The organism is Aquiflexum gelatinilyticum (genome assembly GCF_024741135.1).
Lineage (GTDB): Bacteria > Bacteroidota > Bacteroidia > Cytophagales > Cyclobacteriaceae > Cognataquiflexum > Cognataquiflexum gelatinilyticum.
This window is the reverse complement of record NZ_JANSUY010000004.1, coordinates 303,389-318,759: the sequence shown is the minus strand read 5'-3', so window position 1 is coordinate 318,759 and position 15,371 is coordinate 303,389. Positions and strand designations below refer to the sequence as shown.

Annotated in this window: 9 protein-coding genes; 5 read left to right on the top strand and 4 right to left on the bottom strand. The window is 39.7% G+C overall.

Features of this window, described 5'->3' with window-relative positions:
- Positions 1–47: 47 nt before the first annotated feature.
- Complete coding sequence (locus tag NU887_RS09110) at positions 48–2,378, bottom strand: T9SS type A sorting domain-containing protein (protein WP_258423047.1); 2,331 nt, start codon at positions 2,376–2,378, stop codon at positions 48–50.
- 39 nt (positions 2,379–2,417) lie between these two features.
- Between NU887_RS09110 and NU887_RS09105 the strand changes: the two genes are divergently transcribed.
- The 3 genes from NU887_RS09105 (at position 2,418) to NU887_RS09095 (ending at position 6,543) form a co-directional block, all read left to right on the top strand.
- Entirely contained in the window at positions 2,418–3,608 is a 1,191-nt protein-coding gene (locus tag NU887_RS09105; RefSeq protein ID WP_258423046.1) for an Lnb N-terminal periplasmic domain-containing protein, read from the top strand.
- A gap of 62 nt (positions 3,609–3,670) precedes the next feature.
- Positions 3,671–5,707 carry an excinuclease ABC subunit UvrB gene (uvrB, locus tag NU887_RS09100; protein WP_258423045.1) on the top strand — a complete coding sequence of 679 codons (2,037 nt, stop codon included), beginning with the start codon at positions 3,671–3,673 and terminating at the stop codon, positions 5,705–5,707.
- A gap of 197 nt (positions 5,708–5,904) precedes the next feature.
- A complete protein-coding gene (locus NU887_RS09095; protein ID WP_258423044.1) occupies positions 5,905–6,543 on the top strand; it encodes an AlbA family DNA-binding domain-containing protein in 639 nt (212 codons plus the stop codon).
- On the opposite strand, the gene NU887_RS09090 is transcribed toward NU887_RS09095, so the two are convergent.
- Positions 6,538–7,578, bottom strand: a complete 1,041-nt coding sequence (locus NU887_RS09090) for a 1-aminocyclopropane-1-carboxylate deaminase/D-cysteine desulfhydrase (RefSeq protein WP_338021195.1) — start codon at positions 7,576–7,578, stop codon at positions 6,538–6,540. The genes NU887_RS09095 and NU887_RS09090 overlap by 6 nt on opposite strands.
- On the opposite strand from NU887_RS09090, the gene NU887_RS09085 reads away from it, so the two are divergent.
- A complete protein-coding gene (locus NU887_RS09085) occupies positions 7,513–8,559 on the top strand; it encodes an RluA family pseudouridine synthase (protein WP_258423043.1) in 1,047 nt (348 codons plus the stop codon). The two genes, NU887_RS09090 and NU887_RS09085, sit on opposite strands and share 66 nt — an antisense overlap.
- 1,175 nt (positions 8,560–9,734) lie before the next feature.
- Positions 9,735–14,048, top strand: a complete 4,314-nt coding sequence (locus NU887_RS09080) for a hypothetical protein (protein ID WP_258423042.1) — start codon at positions 9,735–9,737, stop codon at positions 14,046–14,048.
- Between the two features lie 118 nt (positions 14,049–14,166).
- On the opposite strand, the gene mnmC2 is transcribed toward NU887_RS09080, so the two are convergent.
- Positions 14,167–14,850 (bottom strand): tRNA (5-methylaminomethyl-2-thiouridine)(34)-methyltransferase MnmC2, encoded by a 684-nt coding sequence (mnmC2, locus tag NU887_RS09075; RefSeq protein ID WP_258423041.1) that lies wholly within the window; start codon positions 14,848–14,850, stop codon positions 14,167–14,169.
- Between the two features lie 3 nt (positions 14,851–14,853).
- Complete coding sequence (ispF, locus tag NU887_RS09070; RefSeq protein WP_258423040.1) at positions 14,854–15,336, bottom strand: 2-C-methyl-D-erythritol 2,4-cyclodiphosphate synthase; 483 nt, start codon at positions 15,334–15,336, stop codon at positions 14,854–14,856.
- Between the last annotated feature and the right edge of the window lie 35 nt (positions 15,337–15,371).

Below are 15,371 nucleotides of genomic sequence, written 5' to 3'. Positions count from 1 at the left end.
GGCTTTAGCACGGATCCATAATTTTACAAATGGCAAAAAATCAGGATTTATTTCTTAATAAGCTTCAATACATACTTTTTCTCCAATGAGACAAACTCAATAAGGTATACGCCTGGTTGGAGCTTTTCCAAAAATTCCTCCAATTGTATTTGGGAATATTCCTCAAATAGAAAATGCAGCCCTTTCATATCTGAAATTCTGACAGAAAATCCCTGCTTATGGACTTTCTCTGGAAGTTCGATTTGGATAGGACCGCTTTCATAGGGGTTGGGCCAAATTGTTGCTTTCATTTTTTGATCATTTTCTTTTTTCCCTTCAAGCTTAAATACCTTGCTGGAAGATTTTTTGCCATCAAAATCCACCTGCTCCAATTGGAAGTAAACATGCTTGGAAACTGTTTTTTCAAAATAAGAGAACTGATAGTGCTGAATTTCATCAGCATCTCCTTTTGAAGCTATTTCACCGATAGTCTCGAAATTTTCGATGTTTCCTATGGACCGATTAATATAAAATTTTTGGTTGTTTGATTCTTGGGCTGTAGACCATGATATATTAATTTCCCTTTTGTTAAATTCTGCTTTCATTTCCAACCAATTCACCGGAAGTACCGAAAGAAGCCGGAAGCTTCCAACTGTAAATGTGTTGTTGTTTATCGCACCGAATTCAATTTCCCTTCTTGCCCAAAGCAAGGAAGGATCTAATCCGGGTAGGTGGTTTCCTTGGGCAGCTAATCCATTGCCTGTAATCCTCAAGTCATCGACGTCATCTACTACAAGATTATCAGCCGAAATTCGCATTTCAATGGGATTAGTACTCGGACTCAATCCCGAAAATTCAAAATAGCTGTTCAGTTGATAAAGAATAGGTGTACCGTCTATATCGTCATAATTAGGATCATCATTTCTGCCGGGGATTTCTAAGAAACGGGCTGAAATATTTCCTCCTGGAGAATTACCAAGTAGCTGAATTTTTCTTGTTCCACCCTGATATAGGTCTTCAAAAGGAAAGGTGGCATTTTCTGTGGTCAAAATTGAAGGGATATTATTGTAGTACAAATGATTGAGGTTGAGCCATTTTCCTCCTTGGTAGGACAAGGATCCCCCTCCTGATGTATTCACATACAAGTCAAATCCACTGAAATCCACCTGACCGTTTTTCATGATGAAATTGGTTTTGGATTTGACATCAGCATAGAAAAGTAAACTTCCTGAAGGCTTATTGACCTCCAATTGGTTGATATCCATATCAAACCCTATCACCTGTTGTATCCCTGACCCCTGAAACCTGAGGTAGGAGGGATTTTCTAGGATATTTCCTCCGGTCAACCTTGCAAAATCCCCGTTGAGAAAAAGTGAGTCCGGTAATAGTTTGTTAGATGGATTTTCAAAAAGGATGTTATTGTAGGTTTTCGGATTTCCTGAAGTAGCAAAAGTAGTCCTGACTAAGCGCTGGTTTCCGGAATTGGAGCGGTAATACACATTGCCCTCAAAACGGAATTCCGCAACATCCATGGTAGGGTCATTGGCCAATAAAATCAAATTTGCTCCAGGTTTTAAATGAAAAAGGGCGGCGGGAATAGATGTCGATCTCCTTATTATTTGGTCCAAGGGTGCATAACACTGAGAAATAAAAGTAGCCCCTGGTTCAATGACAAAATTTCCATAAGGGCCAGATCCGTTAAAAACAGCTTGATTATTGAAAGAAAAAGTTGAGCATGCAGCGATTCCCATGGTATTGACAGTTTGTATCACTGTTCCTGATTGAATGATAAATGCGTTGGCTTTGAAAGCAGAATTTACTGTTAATGTTGCTCCGGGATCAGGATTAAAAACTACTGTAAACCTGCTGTTTGTATTTGTTGCACTCCAAGAAGGACGATCTACCACTGTTCTTGTGCTTCCTCTGAATACTATTTTGCCTGTTTCTGGATAAATCCAATCCGTTGAGGCATTTGTCACATTATTCAAAATAAAATCAGCTCCCAATCTTTCTATTGCCCGCAATGCCCCATAAACCTGTAATTCAAAAGTCTGAAGATTCAGTTTCCGACCGGGTGTGGCTGCACTGTATAGATAAACATTTTTTGCTTCCTCATTTTGAATCAATCTCATTTCATGTCCCTGATCAATGAAAATATTATTGTTCCTTTCAGGCTTTACACTAGCCGCGATCCAAGCCACCCCATCCCAAACTTGCCAAAATGCGGGATTGTTATAATCTCCTGAGCCTATGCTTCTGTAATCGTTGATTTCGTGGATGATCTGCCCATAAGCAAGGATTGGATTTAAGAATATGAAAAAGCAGATTACAAGATTATTCCCATAAATTCGTGTTGAATTTAAAAAGGCAAAGACGGAATAACGTTTACAAAAAGCCATATTTGAAAAAGTTTTGACCTATCCATGAAATTTAGTTTTATGCCAGTTCAATTGAAAAAATTCCTACTCACTTATTCGTTTATTTATTCGACTATTTTTTTTGCTTCTGCACAGGATTACCAAATCAGTCTTTTGACCTGTGATCCTGGAGATCAGCTATACTCGGCTTTTGGGCACAGTGCCATCAGGGTTTTGGAAAAATCTACAGGGGAGGATTTGGTTTTTAATTACGGCACTTTTGATTTTAATACGCCTTATTTTTATGTCAAATTCACACAAAGGACTTTGGATTATATGCTGAGCGTGTCGACTTATGAGCGGTTTTTGGCCGAATATAATTATTACCAAAGAGATGTCAGGGAACAGGTTTTGGATCTCAGCCCCGAACAGATTGAAAGGCTTGTCGATTTTCTCCAGATCAATTATCGGCCGCAAAACAGGTTTTATCGCTACGATTTTTTCTATGATAATTGTGCCACAAGGATCAGGGATGTAATGGACCGGGTTTTGGGAAAACAGCTTGACTGGAACGAAGAGCAAAACCCTGAACAAAAAACTTTCAGAAACCTGATCGATGAATATGTATATCCTTTGCCTTGGGCAGATTTTGGGATTGACCTGGCCTTGGGTTCGGTGATCGATGTTGATGCTTCAGAAAGGGAAAAACAGTTCCTGCCGGATTATATGGAAGCGGCTTTTGGGAAAGCCTTGATTGTCGGTGATGGTCCTACACGTCCTTTGGTTAAAGAAAACAAAGTGATTTTGGAATTTCCGGACCGGGAATCCCCAATGGATTTGTTCAACCCATACATCCTATGGTGGGTTTTTGCAATTCTCGTGATGGCCTTGACCTATTTTGGCTTCAAAAAGAAAAGGCTTTTCATCGGATTTGATATCGGATTCTTTACGGTTTTGGGTTTATTGGGACTCCTGATAACCATGCTTTGGTTCTTCACTTTCCATTCCCAGACCAAATACAACTGGAATATCCTTTGGGCTTTCCCCGGACATTTGATTCTTGCTTTCATGCTAATGAGAAAATCCATTCCTGCTTGGGTGAAGAAATACCTGCTTTTTGCACTCATTTCGGCAAATGTCGGTTTGGTGTTTTGGTTTTTTGGTTGGCAGTCATTTCATCCTAGCATTGTGCCTTTGCTTTTGGTTCTGATTCTCCGAACCAATTTCTTGTATTATAATCTGGAAAAATTCAGACTGAATCCGAAAGGATAAAATTTCAGGAATCAAAACTATTTACCACCTGAAACTTGTTATCCACTTTCAATTGAGATCAAATGGAATTCAAATTAGTTTCGGAATACAAACCAACCGGTGACCAGCCGCAAGCCATCGAACTTCTTACCCAAGGCGTCAATGCCGGCGAGCCATCTCAGGTTTTGCTTGGTGTAACAGGTTCCGGGAAGACTTTTACCGTGGCCAATGTCATCCAGCAAGTTCAGAAACCTACTTTGGTACTGAGTCATAACAAGACCTTGGCAGCCCAACTTTATGGGGAGTTCAAACAATTTTTTCCTGAAAATGCAGTAGAGTATTTCATATCCTACTATGATTATTACCAGCCCGAAGCCTTTATTCCTACCAGCGGAACGTATATCGAAAAAGACCTTTCGATCAATGAAGAAATCGAAAAACTGAGATTAAGCGCCACTTCGGCTTTGCTGTCAGGACGGAGAGATGTTATCGTCGTTGCCTCGGTTTCCTGTATTTATGGTATCGGAAATCCCGAGGAATTTGGGAAAAATGTGATCAGGCTTCAGGAAGGTGATAGAATTCCAAGGAACCAGCTGCTTTTCAAATTGGTGGATATACTTTACAGCCGTGTAAATCATGACCTCAGCCACGGCAATTTCAGGGTAAAAGGTGATACGGTGGATATTTTTGTTGCCTATGCGGATTTTGCTTACAGGATTTTCTTTTGGGGAGATGAGATCGAAGCCATCCAAAGGATCGATCCCGCCACCGGAAAGAAATTATCCGATGAAAAAATCATTTCCATTTTTCCCGCAAACCTGTTTGTCACAGGAAGAGATGTAATCGATACAGCAATCCACGAAATCCAGGACGACATGATGGCTCAGGTGGCTTTTTTTGAGCGGGACATGAAGCTGATCGAGGCTAAGCGATTAAAGGAGAGGACGGAATTTGACCTTGAGATGATCCGTGAATTGGGCTATTGCTCAGGGGTGGAAAACTACTCGAGGTATTTTGATAGGAGAAAACCCGGAACAAGGCCTTTCTGTCTTCTTGATTATTTCCCCGACGATTATTTGTTGGTCGTGGATGAAAGCCATGTAACCCTTCCGCAGGTTAGAGGAATGTGGGGGGGAGACCGATCAAGAAAGGTGAATCTGGTGGAATATGGATTCAGGTTGCCTTCGGCATTGGACAACAGGCCTTTGAATTTCGATGAGTTTGAAAATCTTATCAACCAGGCAATTTATGTCAGCGCCACGCCGGCGGATTATGAGCTGACCAAAACCGAAGGAATTGTGGTGGAACAGATTATCCGTCCGACAGGTTTGTTGGATCCGATCATCGAAGTGAAGCCAAGTGCCAATCAGATCGATGATCTGTTAGAAGAAATAGATGAACGAATTAAAGCTGGTGACCGGGTTTTGGTGACAACTTTGACCAAAAGAATGGCCGAAGAACTTCAGAAATTCCTCGAAAGAGCAGGAGTAAACAGCCGCTACATTCACTCTGAGGTCAAACCACTGGATCGAGTTGAGATCTTGCGAGAATTGCGTCTTGGGATTTTTGATGTGTTGGTCGGTGTGAATTTGTTGAGAGAAGGATTGGATTTGCCTGAAGTGTCTTTGGTGGCGATTTTGGATGCAGACAAAGAGGGCTTCCTAAGGAATGAAAGGAGTTTGGTACAGACCATCGGAAGGGCAGCAAGGAATGAAAATGGCAAAGTAATCATGTATGCTGATAAAGTCACTGACTCCATGCAGCTTGCTATTGATGAAACCAAAAGGAGAAGAAGCCTTCAGATTGCCTACAATACTGAGCATGGGATTGTCCCCAAAACCATTAAAAAATCGAAAGAAAAAATCATGGGTCAAACCACCGTGGCCGATAACAAACGAAATGCAAAACTATACGAAGATTCCATCGATTCTCCATCATTGATTGCAGCCGATCCACTAGTACAATATCTCAGTAAGGACAAATTGGAAAAACTCATTACCCAAACCCAAAAGCAGATGGAAAAAGCAGCCAAAGAACTCAACTTTATGGAAGCTGCAAGACTGAGAGATGAATGGCAGGGAATGAAAAACAGGTTAGATGATCTGAATAGGGGAGTTTGATGAGAGAGACTAGAGGTTAGAAGCGAGAGACGCGAAGGCAGAAATTCGGATTTTTGAACCAAGTACAATGTACCAAGTACCAAGATCGGGGTATCCCTATAACTTGACAACCAGACATTGCGAAGCAGACAACAATTAAAACCACAACAACAATTACAACTTATCTCACTTCGTACTTCCAACTTCCCACTTCTTAAATGACCCTCCAAGAAATCCATAAAATTGCCCAACAAGGAGAAGGCTTGAAGGTAGAGTTCAAGAAAAAAGCTGCTTTTCCTGAAAAAATCGTCAGGGAAATCATTGCATTGGCTAATACTGAAGGAGGATATTTATTGATTGGTGTTGATGATGATGGGACAGTAAGTGGACAGCGGTTTATTGAAGAGGAAGTTTTTGTGATGCAAAAAGCTATAGCACAACACCTTCAGCCCAAGTTGGAGTATCAAGTGGAGATTATCAAACTCAATCCCAAAAAGGGAGTTGCTGTTTTTAGCATTCCAAAATCCGCGGATCGCCCACATTTTTTGATGGAAGAGAATAGGAGAAAAGCCTTTGTCAGGGTCAAAGACCGCAGTATCCAGGCAAGCAAGGAAATGTGGGAGATATTGAAAAGAGGGAAAAACCCAAAAGATATGGTTTTCACTTATGGGGATAAGGAGAATATCCTGATGAAATTCCTAGGAGAAAAAGAAAAAATCACTTTGAATGAATTTCAGTTTTTGGCCAAATTACCTAGATTTTTGGCATCAAAAACTTTGGTCAGGCTTGTTTTGGCCAATGTCATCAAAATCGTCCCCCAAGAGAAAGAAGACATTTTTATACTCAAAGAATCATAGGGGCAAGGAAGTGCCCAGCCGTTGGTTAAATCCTGCGATCCCTTGCAAGCCTCCTGAATGAATAGCCAAAATATGGGATCCTTTCTCAAAAAAATCCTTTCTGATCAGGTCAATAATCCCAAACATCATCTTTCCTGTGTAAATAGGGTCCAAAGGAATTTGGGTCTCCGAATAAAACCATTTTATAAAATCAAGCAGTTCAGCTCCTGACTTTCCATATCCCCCAAAATGGTATGCGTCAAAAATGCTGTATTTCCCTAAAGGATTGATGAGGTTTTCCTCTAGCAGGTGATTTGTTTCCGAATGGATAAAATCCCCTTTCAAGGAAGAAAATCCCAACAAATGTTGGTGAGACAGTATACTTTCTGCCAAACCTGCGAAAGTTCCTCCTGTTCCGATAGAACAGCCAATGTGGGTAAATTCTGCATCTTCCTTTCCCAAGATTTCCTTTGTTCCTTTTATCGCCAAGGAATTTGTTCCTCCCTCGGGGATCAGATAAAAAAACCCGAATTTTTCTTTCAGTTTTTCAATAAATGAATCTTCTGCCTTTTTTCTATAATCCTCCCTGTTTATAAAGTCGAGTTGCATGCCTTCCGACTTTGCAAAAGATAGGGTTGGGTTCGAAGGGATTGTTTCTTCGCCTCGGATGATTCCAATTGATTTGAATCCTTCAACTCTTGCTGCTGCGGCTGTTGCATGGATGTGGTTGGAAAATGCCCCTCCAAAAGTCAACACGGTGGAAAATCCCGACTTTTGGGCTTCTTCAAGGTTGTATTTCAGTTTATAGAATTTGTTCCCGGATACGAGGTTATGGACCTGATCCAACCTCTTGATTGAAAGCCTGATTCCATTTTCCTCAAGGAGAGGTAGATGAATTTCTTGGGTTGATATGGGATTTGGGAGAAGCAATGTTTTTTCAATATTCCTGCAAATAACCAAATCTTTGGCAAATGCCCTTATTTTTGCAGGATGGCAGACATGATGGATCAGGATAATTTTGATGAGGAAGAGTTGGAAGTAGAACTCTTTGAGCACTTTAGTTTTACGATTGACAAAGGCCAGACCCCGACTAGGGTAGATAAATTTTTAACTGACAGGTTGTCAAATGCCACCCGAAACAGGGTTCAGAATGCAATAGACGCAGGTTTTGTTCAGATCAATGGGAATCCAACCAAGGCAAATTATAAGGTTAAGCCTTTGGATGAAATCAAGGTTTTTCTTGAAAAACCGCCTCGGGACACTGAGGTCATTCCGGAGGATATTCCTTTGGACATTGTATTCGAAGATGAGTACCTGATGATTATCAACAAACCTCCTGGGATGGTCGTCCATCCTGCTCATGGCAATTGGACAGGAACTTTGGTCAATGCTTTGGTTTACCATTTTAACCAACTACCTACCATGCCTGGTAATTCTGGTAGGCCTGGATTGGTCCACCGGATAGATAAAGACACTTCCGGATTGCTTGTGATTGCAAAATCTGAAACTACCATGACAGATCTTGCCAAGCAGTTTTTTAACCATGATATAGACAGGACCTACTTGGCTTTGGTATGGGGAGAACCTGAGGAGGACCAAGGGACTATCATCGCCAATGTGGGTAGGAGTGCCAAGGACCGAAAAGTGATGGACACTTTTCCTGATGGTTCTCAGGGAAAGCATGCGGTAACCCATTGGAAAGTGATCAAAAGGCTGCGCTATGTGACCTTGGTGCAATGTAACCTGGAAACAGGCCGTACCCATCAAATCCGCGCCCATATGAAATATTTGGGTCACCCTTTATTCAATGATGCCATGTATGGTGGAGACAAAATCCGAAAAGGGACGCAGTTTTCGAAATACAAAATGTTTATCCAAAATTGCTTTGACCTCATGCCAAGGCAGGCTTTGCATGCGATGTCCTTGGGATTTATCCATCCCGTGACCAAAAACAGGATTTACTTCGAAACCCCGCTTCCTGCAGATTTTTCGGCTGTTCTTGAAAAATGGGAGAACTATGTCAAATATGAAGAGTAATTTTTCACTATTGTCCTGTTTTGGAGGGACTTAATTTGCCTTTTCCTTGCATAATTTGATTTTAAGCTTGACGATTTGACTAAAATCCGGAAGAAAAATATGGAGTCATTATGTTTGAAGTGGAAGAGGTTGGGTAAAAAAATTATAAAAGTGGACGGTAATTACATGAAAATTTAATAATTGGTTGGTTGGAAACCCAAAACCCATTATCAAGTATTCAAAAAACTGGTTTCCGCAATCGATGTAGATTAATGAATGATTAAAAAATGTATCTTAAAATAAATATACTGTAAATTTTTAGCTAAATATTTATATTATTATTAAAGAATCAGATTAGGTGTTAATTTTGTCATGTAATCAATTGGAAAAAAGTCCAGTTGTATTGTAGGATTGAAAGAGTGGTGGGGATTTCCCCGGAGGTTCGAATCCTTCTCCTACATCTGGTTATTTTGGGTTTATTGTTAATTGACTAAAGCTGTGAGATTTTGTTTCACAGCTTTTTTGATTTTTAGGCCGTTAAAGATTCTTCAATAAAATCGAATAAATCGCTTCAAGATTGTTCAATTGGTAATTATTTATATTTAATTTTAAATAAAATATAAAAAAACGTATATTTATTTAAATTAATTTTAATAAATGGATCGGTTTGTTAATTTTGACCCGCTACAAAGCAAAGGGCTTTGAAAAATTACATCTTGTAGGATGTTGAAACTGGCAGACATGCCCTCCTGTCTCGGGGGTGGAGTACCTGATTCTTATCAGGATTGGACAAAGCACACAAAGAGCTCTTTTGTTGCCTAACTTCTCCGTGGAGGTTCGAATCCTTCTCCTACAGCATCATTTATATTTGGGCTATTTAATTATTGAGACACTCGCGATTAGTCAGCAAATATCGGATTGTCTCTTTTTTTGTCCTTTAGGAAGTGTATCCTTTCATTTAAAAAATTTATCAATAGGTGCTTTTTTTCGCATTTTTGACTTCGAAATCATTTTTTTTTAAATCAGAATTGCATTTCACTTTATCGCTTTCTAATTATCGGGGATATCAAAATCTCTCCTAGAGTCGGATTATTTTCTGATCCTTTTGTATTACTTTTAGTAACTGTTTTAGGTTTATGGAAGAAAATCAAAATCAAGAATCTCTGCCTCCAAAAAGGAAAAAAAAGTACTTGCGCTTGGCAGGAATAACCCTTTTGGTTTTGTTTTCACTTCAGGTAGTTTTTTACTTCGGTTCTGATCTTTTACTTCGCAATTTCCTAAAAGAAAAAGTCAACGTTGCCTCCGGAAATAAATATGAGATTGACTTTGAGGAGTTTCATATTTTGTTTTTGCAAAGGGGAATTACCTTCAAAGGATTGAAGTTGAATCCGGTCGAAGGTCAGTTTCAAGACTTAGACGATATCCCATATTATCGGATTTCAATTCCTGAAATAGACATTACAGGACTCAATTACCGTTTTTTTAAAAAGGAATTTATCATTGGGACCATAGAATTGGTCAATCCTGATGTGGATTTTAAGTTGGTTAAAAAAGATACTTCCGATGTTTCAAAGCCTACCGTGTCACCTATTTCCATACTTCAGGAGGAAATCAGGAAGTCATTTTTGAGTTCTCAAGTCAAGGAAATAAGGATCAACAGGCTAAAAATAGACGAGGCAGACTTACTTTTAAAAAATTTCATTTCCCAAAAGGCCATCAAAGCTGAGAACACAAGGCTTTTGATGGAGGATATCCAACTTTTGCAGGAGAGAGTACCGGCCACACCTTTCAATGCCAAGGGTTTTTCTTTTGGCTTTGATAATTTTGAAGTTTTGTTGGCTGACAGCATCCATACTATCCAGGCCAAAACGGTCAATGTATCTTCCCTAGAACAGTTCATCAATGCGAAGGAGGTCAAAATTATTCCTGATTTCAGCAAAACAACAAAAACTTATTTTCAACTTGATCTCGATGAACTGCTGTTGAAAGATGCGGATATCAATAGGGTTTTTTATACTTCAGAGGTTGCCGTGGGGCAATTGAAAATCGAAAATCCTGAATTTAACCTTTTCACCCGAGAGGTCTTAAAACAGGACCGGGGTACGGAACCCTTTGATTTATACGCTTTGATTGATGGTTTTTTGGCTTCTATTCAGATCCAAGATTTAGAGATTGAAGAAGGGAAGTTTGGTAAGAGATTGGCTGAGGACAGGGATACCTACATGATAAAGACAGACCGGATTGACTTCAAAATGGAGGACTTCTATGTCGGTCCCGATATCTCTAAAAAACAGGATCAGTTTTTTTACGCTGACAATGCTTCTGTAGAATTACATCAGGTTGAATTTGCTCTCAATGACAGCATCCACCTGTTGGTGGGAGATTTTGTCAGACTTTCCTCTTTCGATGACAGGATAGAGATTGATGGATTTAAACTTTACCCAAAAGAAGGACTTGAATTTGATGGTAAAAAGGCACATTTGGATATCAGCGTATCTAGCTTGGCTATTTCAGATGCCAATCTTAAGAAAGTCTACAATCTTGGCATTGTAGATTTGGAAGAAGTGATATTAGACGAACCGGAAATATTTCTTAGGAACATAAAAGGCGGAAAAGAGAATGAATCAAAATTGGATCTCAATGAGATTTATAAAGAATACCTTGACGGGATTTATGTAGAAAGATTTGAAATTCGGCAAGGATCTCTCGTTCTCGACAACAGGGTCAGATTGAGACAGGACAGTCTTTCTTTTGGAAAAATAAACCTGGTCTTGGAAAATTTTGCACTGGACGAAAAGACTGAAAATGCTGAATCCAAAGGCGTGTTTTTGGCAGAAAACCTACAGCTTGAAATTGAGGATTATGCCCTCAAACTTGCTGATAACCTACATATCTTCAAAGCAGACAGGATTTTTTTGGATACCAAAGGATATTTGATCGAAATCGACGGTTTTGCAATCCGGCCACTTTATCAGACACAGATTCAAAAGACTTTGGATAGATATGGCAAAAGTGCGACTTTGGATATTTATGTTCCAAAATTTATGGCCAAAGGAGTGAATATTCCCCAAGCGTATTTTGATGGAATTTTGAGGATCAATGAGATTTTGATTCCTTCTCCTGACATTAAACTCTATCGATACAAACAAAAAATTCAGGATGGGGACGGAAATGAGCTAAGGAGAGGAGAAATTTTAGAGTTGTTGACAAATTATTTTTCTGAGATCAAAGTGGACTCGATCAATGTCAAAAAAGCAAAATTGAATTACCAAAACTATACCGCTGATAAGACAAGAAGCTTTTCAGAGGATGAATTAACGGTTTCTGTCAAGAATTTTTTTATAGATGAGTCAACCGTATCTAACAAAATTAACTCCTTTTTTTCTGAAGAATTTGATCTGAATTTGAGCAATTATGTTTTCACCGTAGGAAATGGGAAATATACCATTCAGGCTGATGGGATCAATTTTAACACAGCAAGGGAAGAGATCATTACGAGGAATGTGAGGTTAAGTCCAAGCAGTAACTTCTCTGATAAAACCAAAGTGACAGCTAAAATCCCTGTACTTTCTTTCAAAGGAGTGGACTTGGAGGCCTTTCTTTTTGACAATTCACTAAGACTTCAAAAACTTGGATTGCTTGGGTCTTCGGTGGAATTGCTTATTGACAATGATTGGAAAGAAGAGGAAAATCAAGCCATTAAAAACAGAGTTAGAAAAGAAAGAAACCTTCCAAAAAACATTGGAAATGTTGCTATTGATACCATTGAGACTATCGACGCCAAATTCAGTTTGGGATTTAAGGAACAAGGCACACAAAGCGAACTTATAAATACCCAAATTAACCTGAATGTGTTTGATTTTTTGCTGGATTCAGCAAACATCCAAAAAGGAGAAATTGCCGGATTTTTTGACGGAATTACATTGGAATTGGATGAATTTTGGTTGACACTGAACGACAGTGTCCATCAGGTGACTTTTTCGAAAGTTGAACTGGACACCAAATATGATGGGATTTTGGTAAATAACTTCAGGGTGATTCCAAGGGACTTGGGTGGAGTTCCGGGATTTCCGGTTTTTTCAGGCCATATTCCAACAATCCTGATTAAAGCAAAATCACTATCAGAAATACAGGGAAGCAAAGATCTTTGGCTCAAACAACTCAGGTTATACAAGCCCGATATGGAAGTGTTTCTTGATGAAGTAAAAATGCCCAAGAAGGAAAAACAACAAAAGGAAGACAATAAGGGATTGTTTGAGTTTTTTATGGTAGATGACTTTGAAATAGTGGAAGGAAATTTTTCGGTTTTTGATAAAGACGGTTCGAAAAAACCCACAAAATTCGCTGCCGCCAATTTTGAGGTATTCGGAACCAAGATAGATTTACAAAATCTGGATAAGCTCGATAAAGCCTCCCTGATAAAACAAGACTTCAAATTTTCCCTTCCCAATTACGAAATCCTGTTGAAAGACAGTCTAAACAAACTTAACATAGGACTGATATCAGTTGATAACAATCAAATAAAAATAAATGACCTGGTTTTCTCTCCAAGGGTAGGTAGGTACCAATATGGACGGGCAGTTGGAAAACAGACTGATGTCATGAATATCCATGTCCCTTTATTGGTTTTGGACAAACCTGATTATAACAGGTTTCTAGAAGAAGAGATTTTGGCTGCCAAATCCCTAAAAATAACCGATGTCGCTGCTACCATGTTTAGGGATAAAAGATATCCGCGGGAGGAAGGTATTTTCCGTCCCATGCCACAGGAGTTGATGAGCAAAGCAGATATCGAATTAAGGCTTGATACTTTTGTGATTGAAAATGCCACCATCAGGTATTCAGAGTTTTTTGAAAAGGGAATGGTACCTGGAGAACTTTATTTTACAGACATCAACGCCGGCTTGTATCCATTTCATTTGTCCAAAGGTGAAAATGCCTATCCTTTGGAGGAATCTTTCTTGCTAGCTACTACGAAATTAAATGGTGTGGCTGAATTGAACCTTCAAGGCCATTTGTTTTTCCAAGAGCCATATCCGATGAGAATCAATGCACAGCTTGGGGAATTTGACATGAGGACATTAAATTCAATTTTAGAAACCAATGCTTTTGTTACCATCAAAAGAGGCACAGTAAAAGGTGCGGATTGGTCATTTGTCGCTGATAATGACAAAGCTGTGGGTCAGATGGAGTTTTTATACTCGGATTTGCACCTGATTTTATTGAATCACAGGACTCTTGAAAAAGCAAAAGGCAGAGATGCGATCCTGACTTTTGTTTTGAATTCATTTGCCGTAAGGTCAAACAACCCAAGAAGATACCTCAGAAATCCGATAGATGGGAAGATTTATCAAGAACGGGATAAAGAAAAATTCATTTTCAATTATTGGTGGAAAACAACTTTTAGTGGCCTCAAAGGAAGTCTAGGTCTTGGGCAGGCAAAACCTGAAAAGCCGAAAAAGGAACCTAAAGGAAAAAAGAAAAATGAAGGGATAAAGGAGGAGGAGTGATCCGAGTCAGTTGACAGTATTCGGTCGCAGTGGTCAGTTTGCAGTTTTCAAATCCAAAATACAGTGGTGGTGAAGGACCTAACTTTTTAACTTTAAAACCTTCCAACTTTCCCAACTTTCAACCCTTAGTCCCTCTCACCATCTCGTTTTTTCCCGGAGGGCCGGGAAGGGTTTCGACAGTCAGTCCCAATTCTTGAAGATCCCGTTTGAGTTTTCCTGTCGCACTGTAAGTGACAAAAATTCCACCCGGATTCATCGCGTCAACTACCTTATCCAAAATTTCTTTCGTCCAAAGCTCAGGTTGCTTTTTGGGTGCAAAGGCATCGTAGAAGACCAAATCAGAAGGATAAAGAACTGCTTTTTCTAAGGTAGTCTGGTCCTTTTTCATGTTGAAATATTCTGAGTATACCAAACCCTGGTCCCAAGGTGAAAGGTGCAGTTTCTTGAAAAAATGGGCATAATGGTAAATAGTAGTATCTACCTCGGTATAATTCAGTTGCTCAAAAATCTCTTTTTCCAAAGGAAATGGCTCTATGGAATGGTACAAAACAGGGACTTTGTATTGCTCGGCCCAAACAAGTGTCAGCCAGGCATTGAGACCTGTTCCAAACCCTACCTCAAAAATCCGGATTGGAAATCTGTCAGGATTGCGCATAAACCAAGCCTCGAGTCCATAGAGCATAAAAACATGGATGGATTCCCTGTATGCTCCATGAAAAGAATGGTAGGATTCCTTCAGTTCAGGTAGATAGAGTGAGTGCGAACCGTCCTCGGTAGTGATGATTTTGACCTCTCTTCCCATGTATTAGACTTTATGGATAAGTACCACACAATAAGCGGAAATTCCCTCTTGCCTTCCTACAAATCCCAACTGTTCAGTGGTAGTGGCTTTGATAGAAATATTTGAAATGGGTGTTCCCATCACTTCAGCAAGGCAGGCTTTCATTTCGGGAATATGCGGGTTCAGTTTTGGAACCTGAAGACAGACAGTGGAATCTATGTTACCCACTTCGAATCCTTCATTTCTGACCAGCTGCATGACCTCTCTGAGGAGAATTTTGCTGTCGATCCCTTTGTATTTGGGGTCTTTGTCTGAAAAATGGTATCCAATGTCCCTCAAATTCGCCGCACCCAAAAGTGCATCACAAATTACATGGATGAGTACATCTGCATCTGAGTGCCCTACAGCGCCTTTTTCGTGTTCCAATTTGATACCTCCCAGCCAAAACTCGTAGCCTTCCCGGAGTTGATGCACGTCATAGCCGAAGCCGATTCTGAAGTTTGTCATAAAATAGACTTTAGATGTTAGACTTGAGACACAAG

Coding starts and splice junctions, on each gene's coding strand:
- NU887_RS09110 (WP_258423047.1), bottom strand. CDS start 2,378: ATGGCTTTTTGTAAACGTTATTCCGTCTTTGCCTTTTTAAATTCAACA.
- NU887_RS09085 (WP_258423043.1), top strand. CDS start 7,513: ATGGCAGACATGATGGATCAGGATAATTTTGATGAGGAAGAGTTGGAA.
- NU887_RS09105 (WP_258423046.1), top strand. CDS start 2,418: ATGCCAGTTCAATTGAAAAAATTCCTACTCACTTATTCGTTTATTTAT.
- ispF (WP_258423040.1), bottom strand. CDS start 15,336: ATGACAAACTTCAGAATCGGCTTCGGCTATGACGTGCATCAACTCCGG.
- uvrB (WP_258423045.1), top strand. CDS start 3,671: ATGGAATTCAAATTAGTTTCGGAATACAAACCAACCGGTGACCAGCCG.
- NU887_RS09095 (WP_258423044.1), top strand. CDS start 5,905: ATGACCCTCCAAGAAATCCATAAAATTGCCCAACAAGGAGAAGGCTTG.
- mnmC2 (WP_258423041.1), bottom strand. CDS start 14,850: ATGGGAAGAGAGGTCAAAATCATCACTACCGAGGACGGTTCGCACTCA.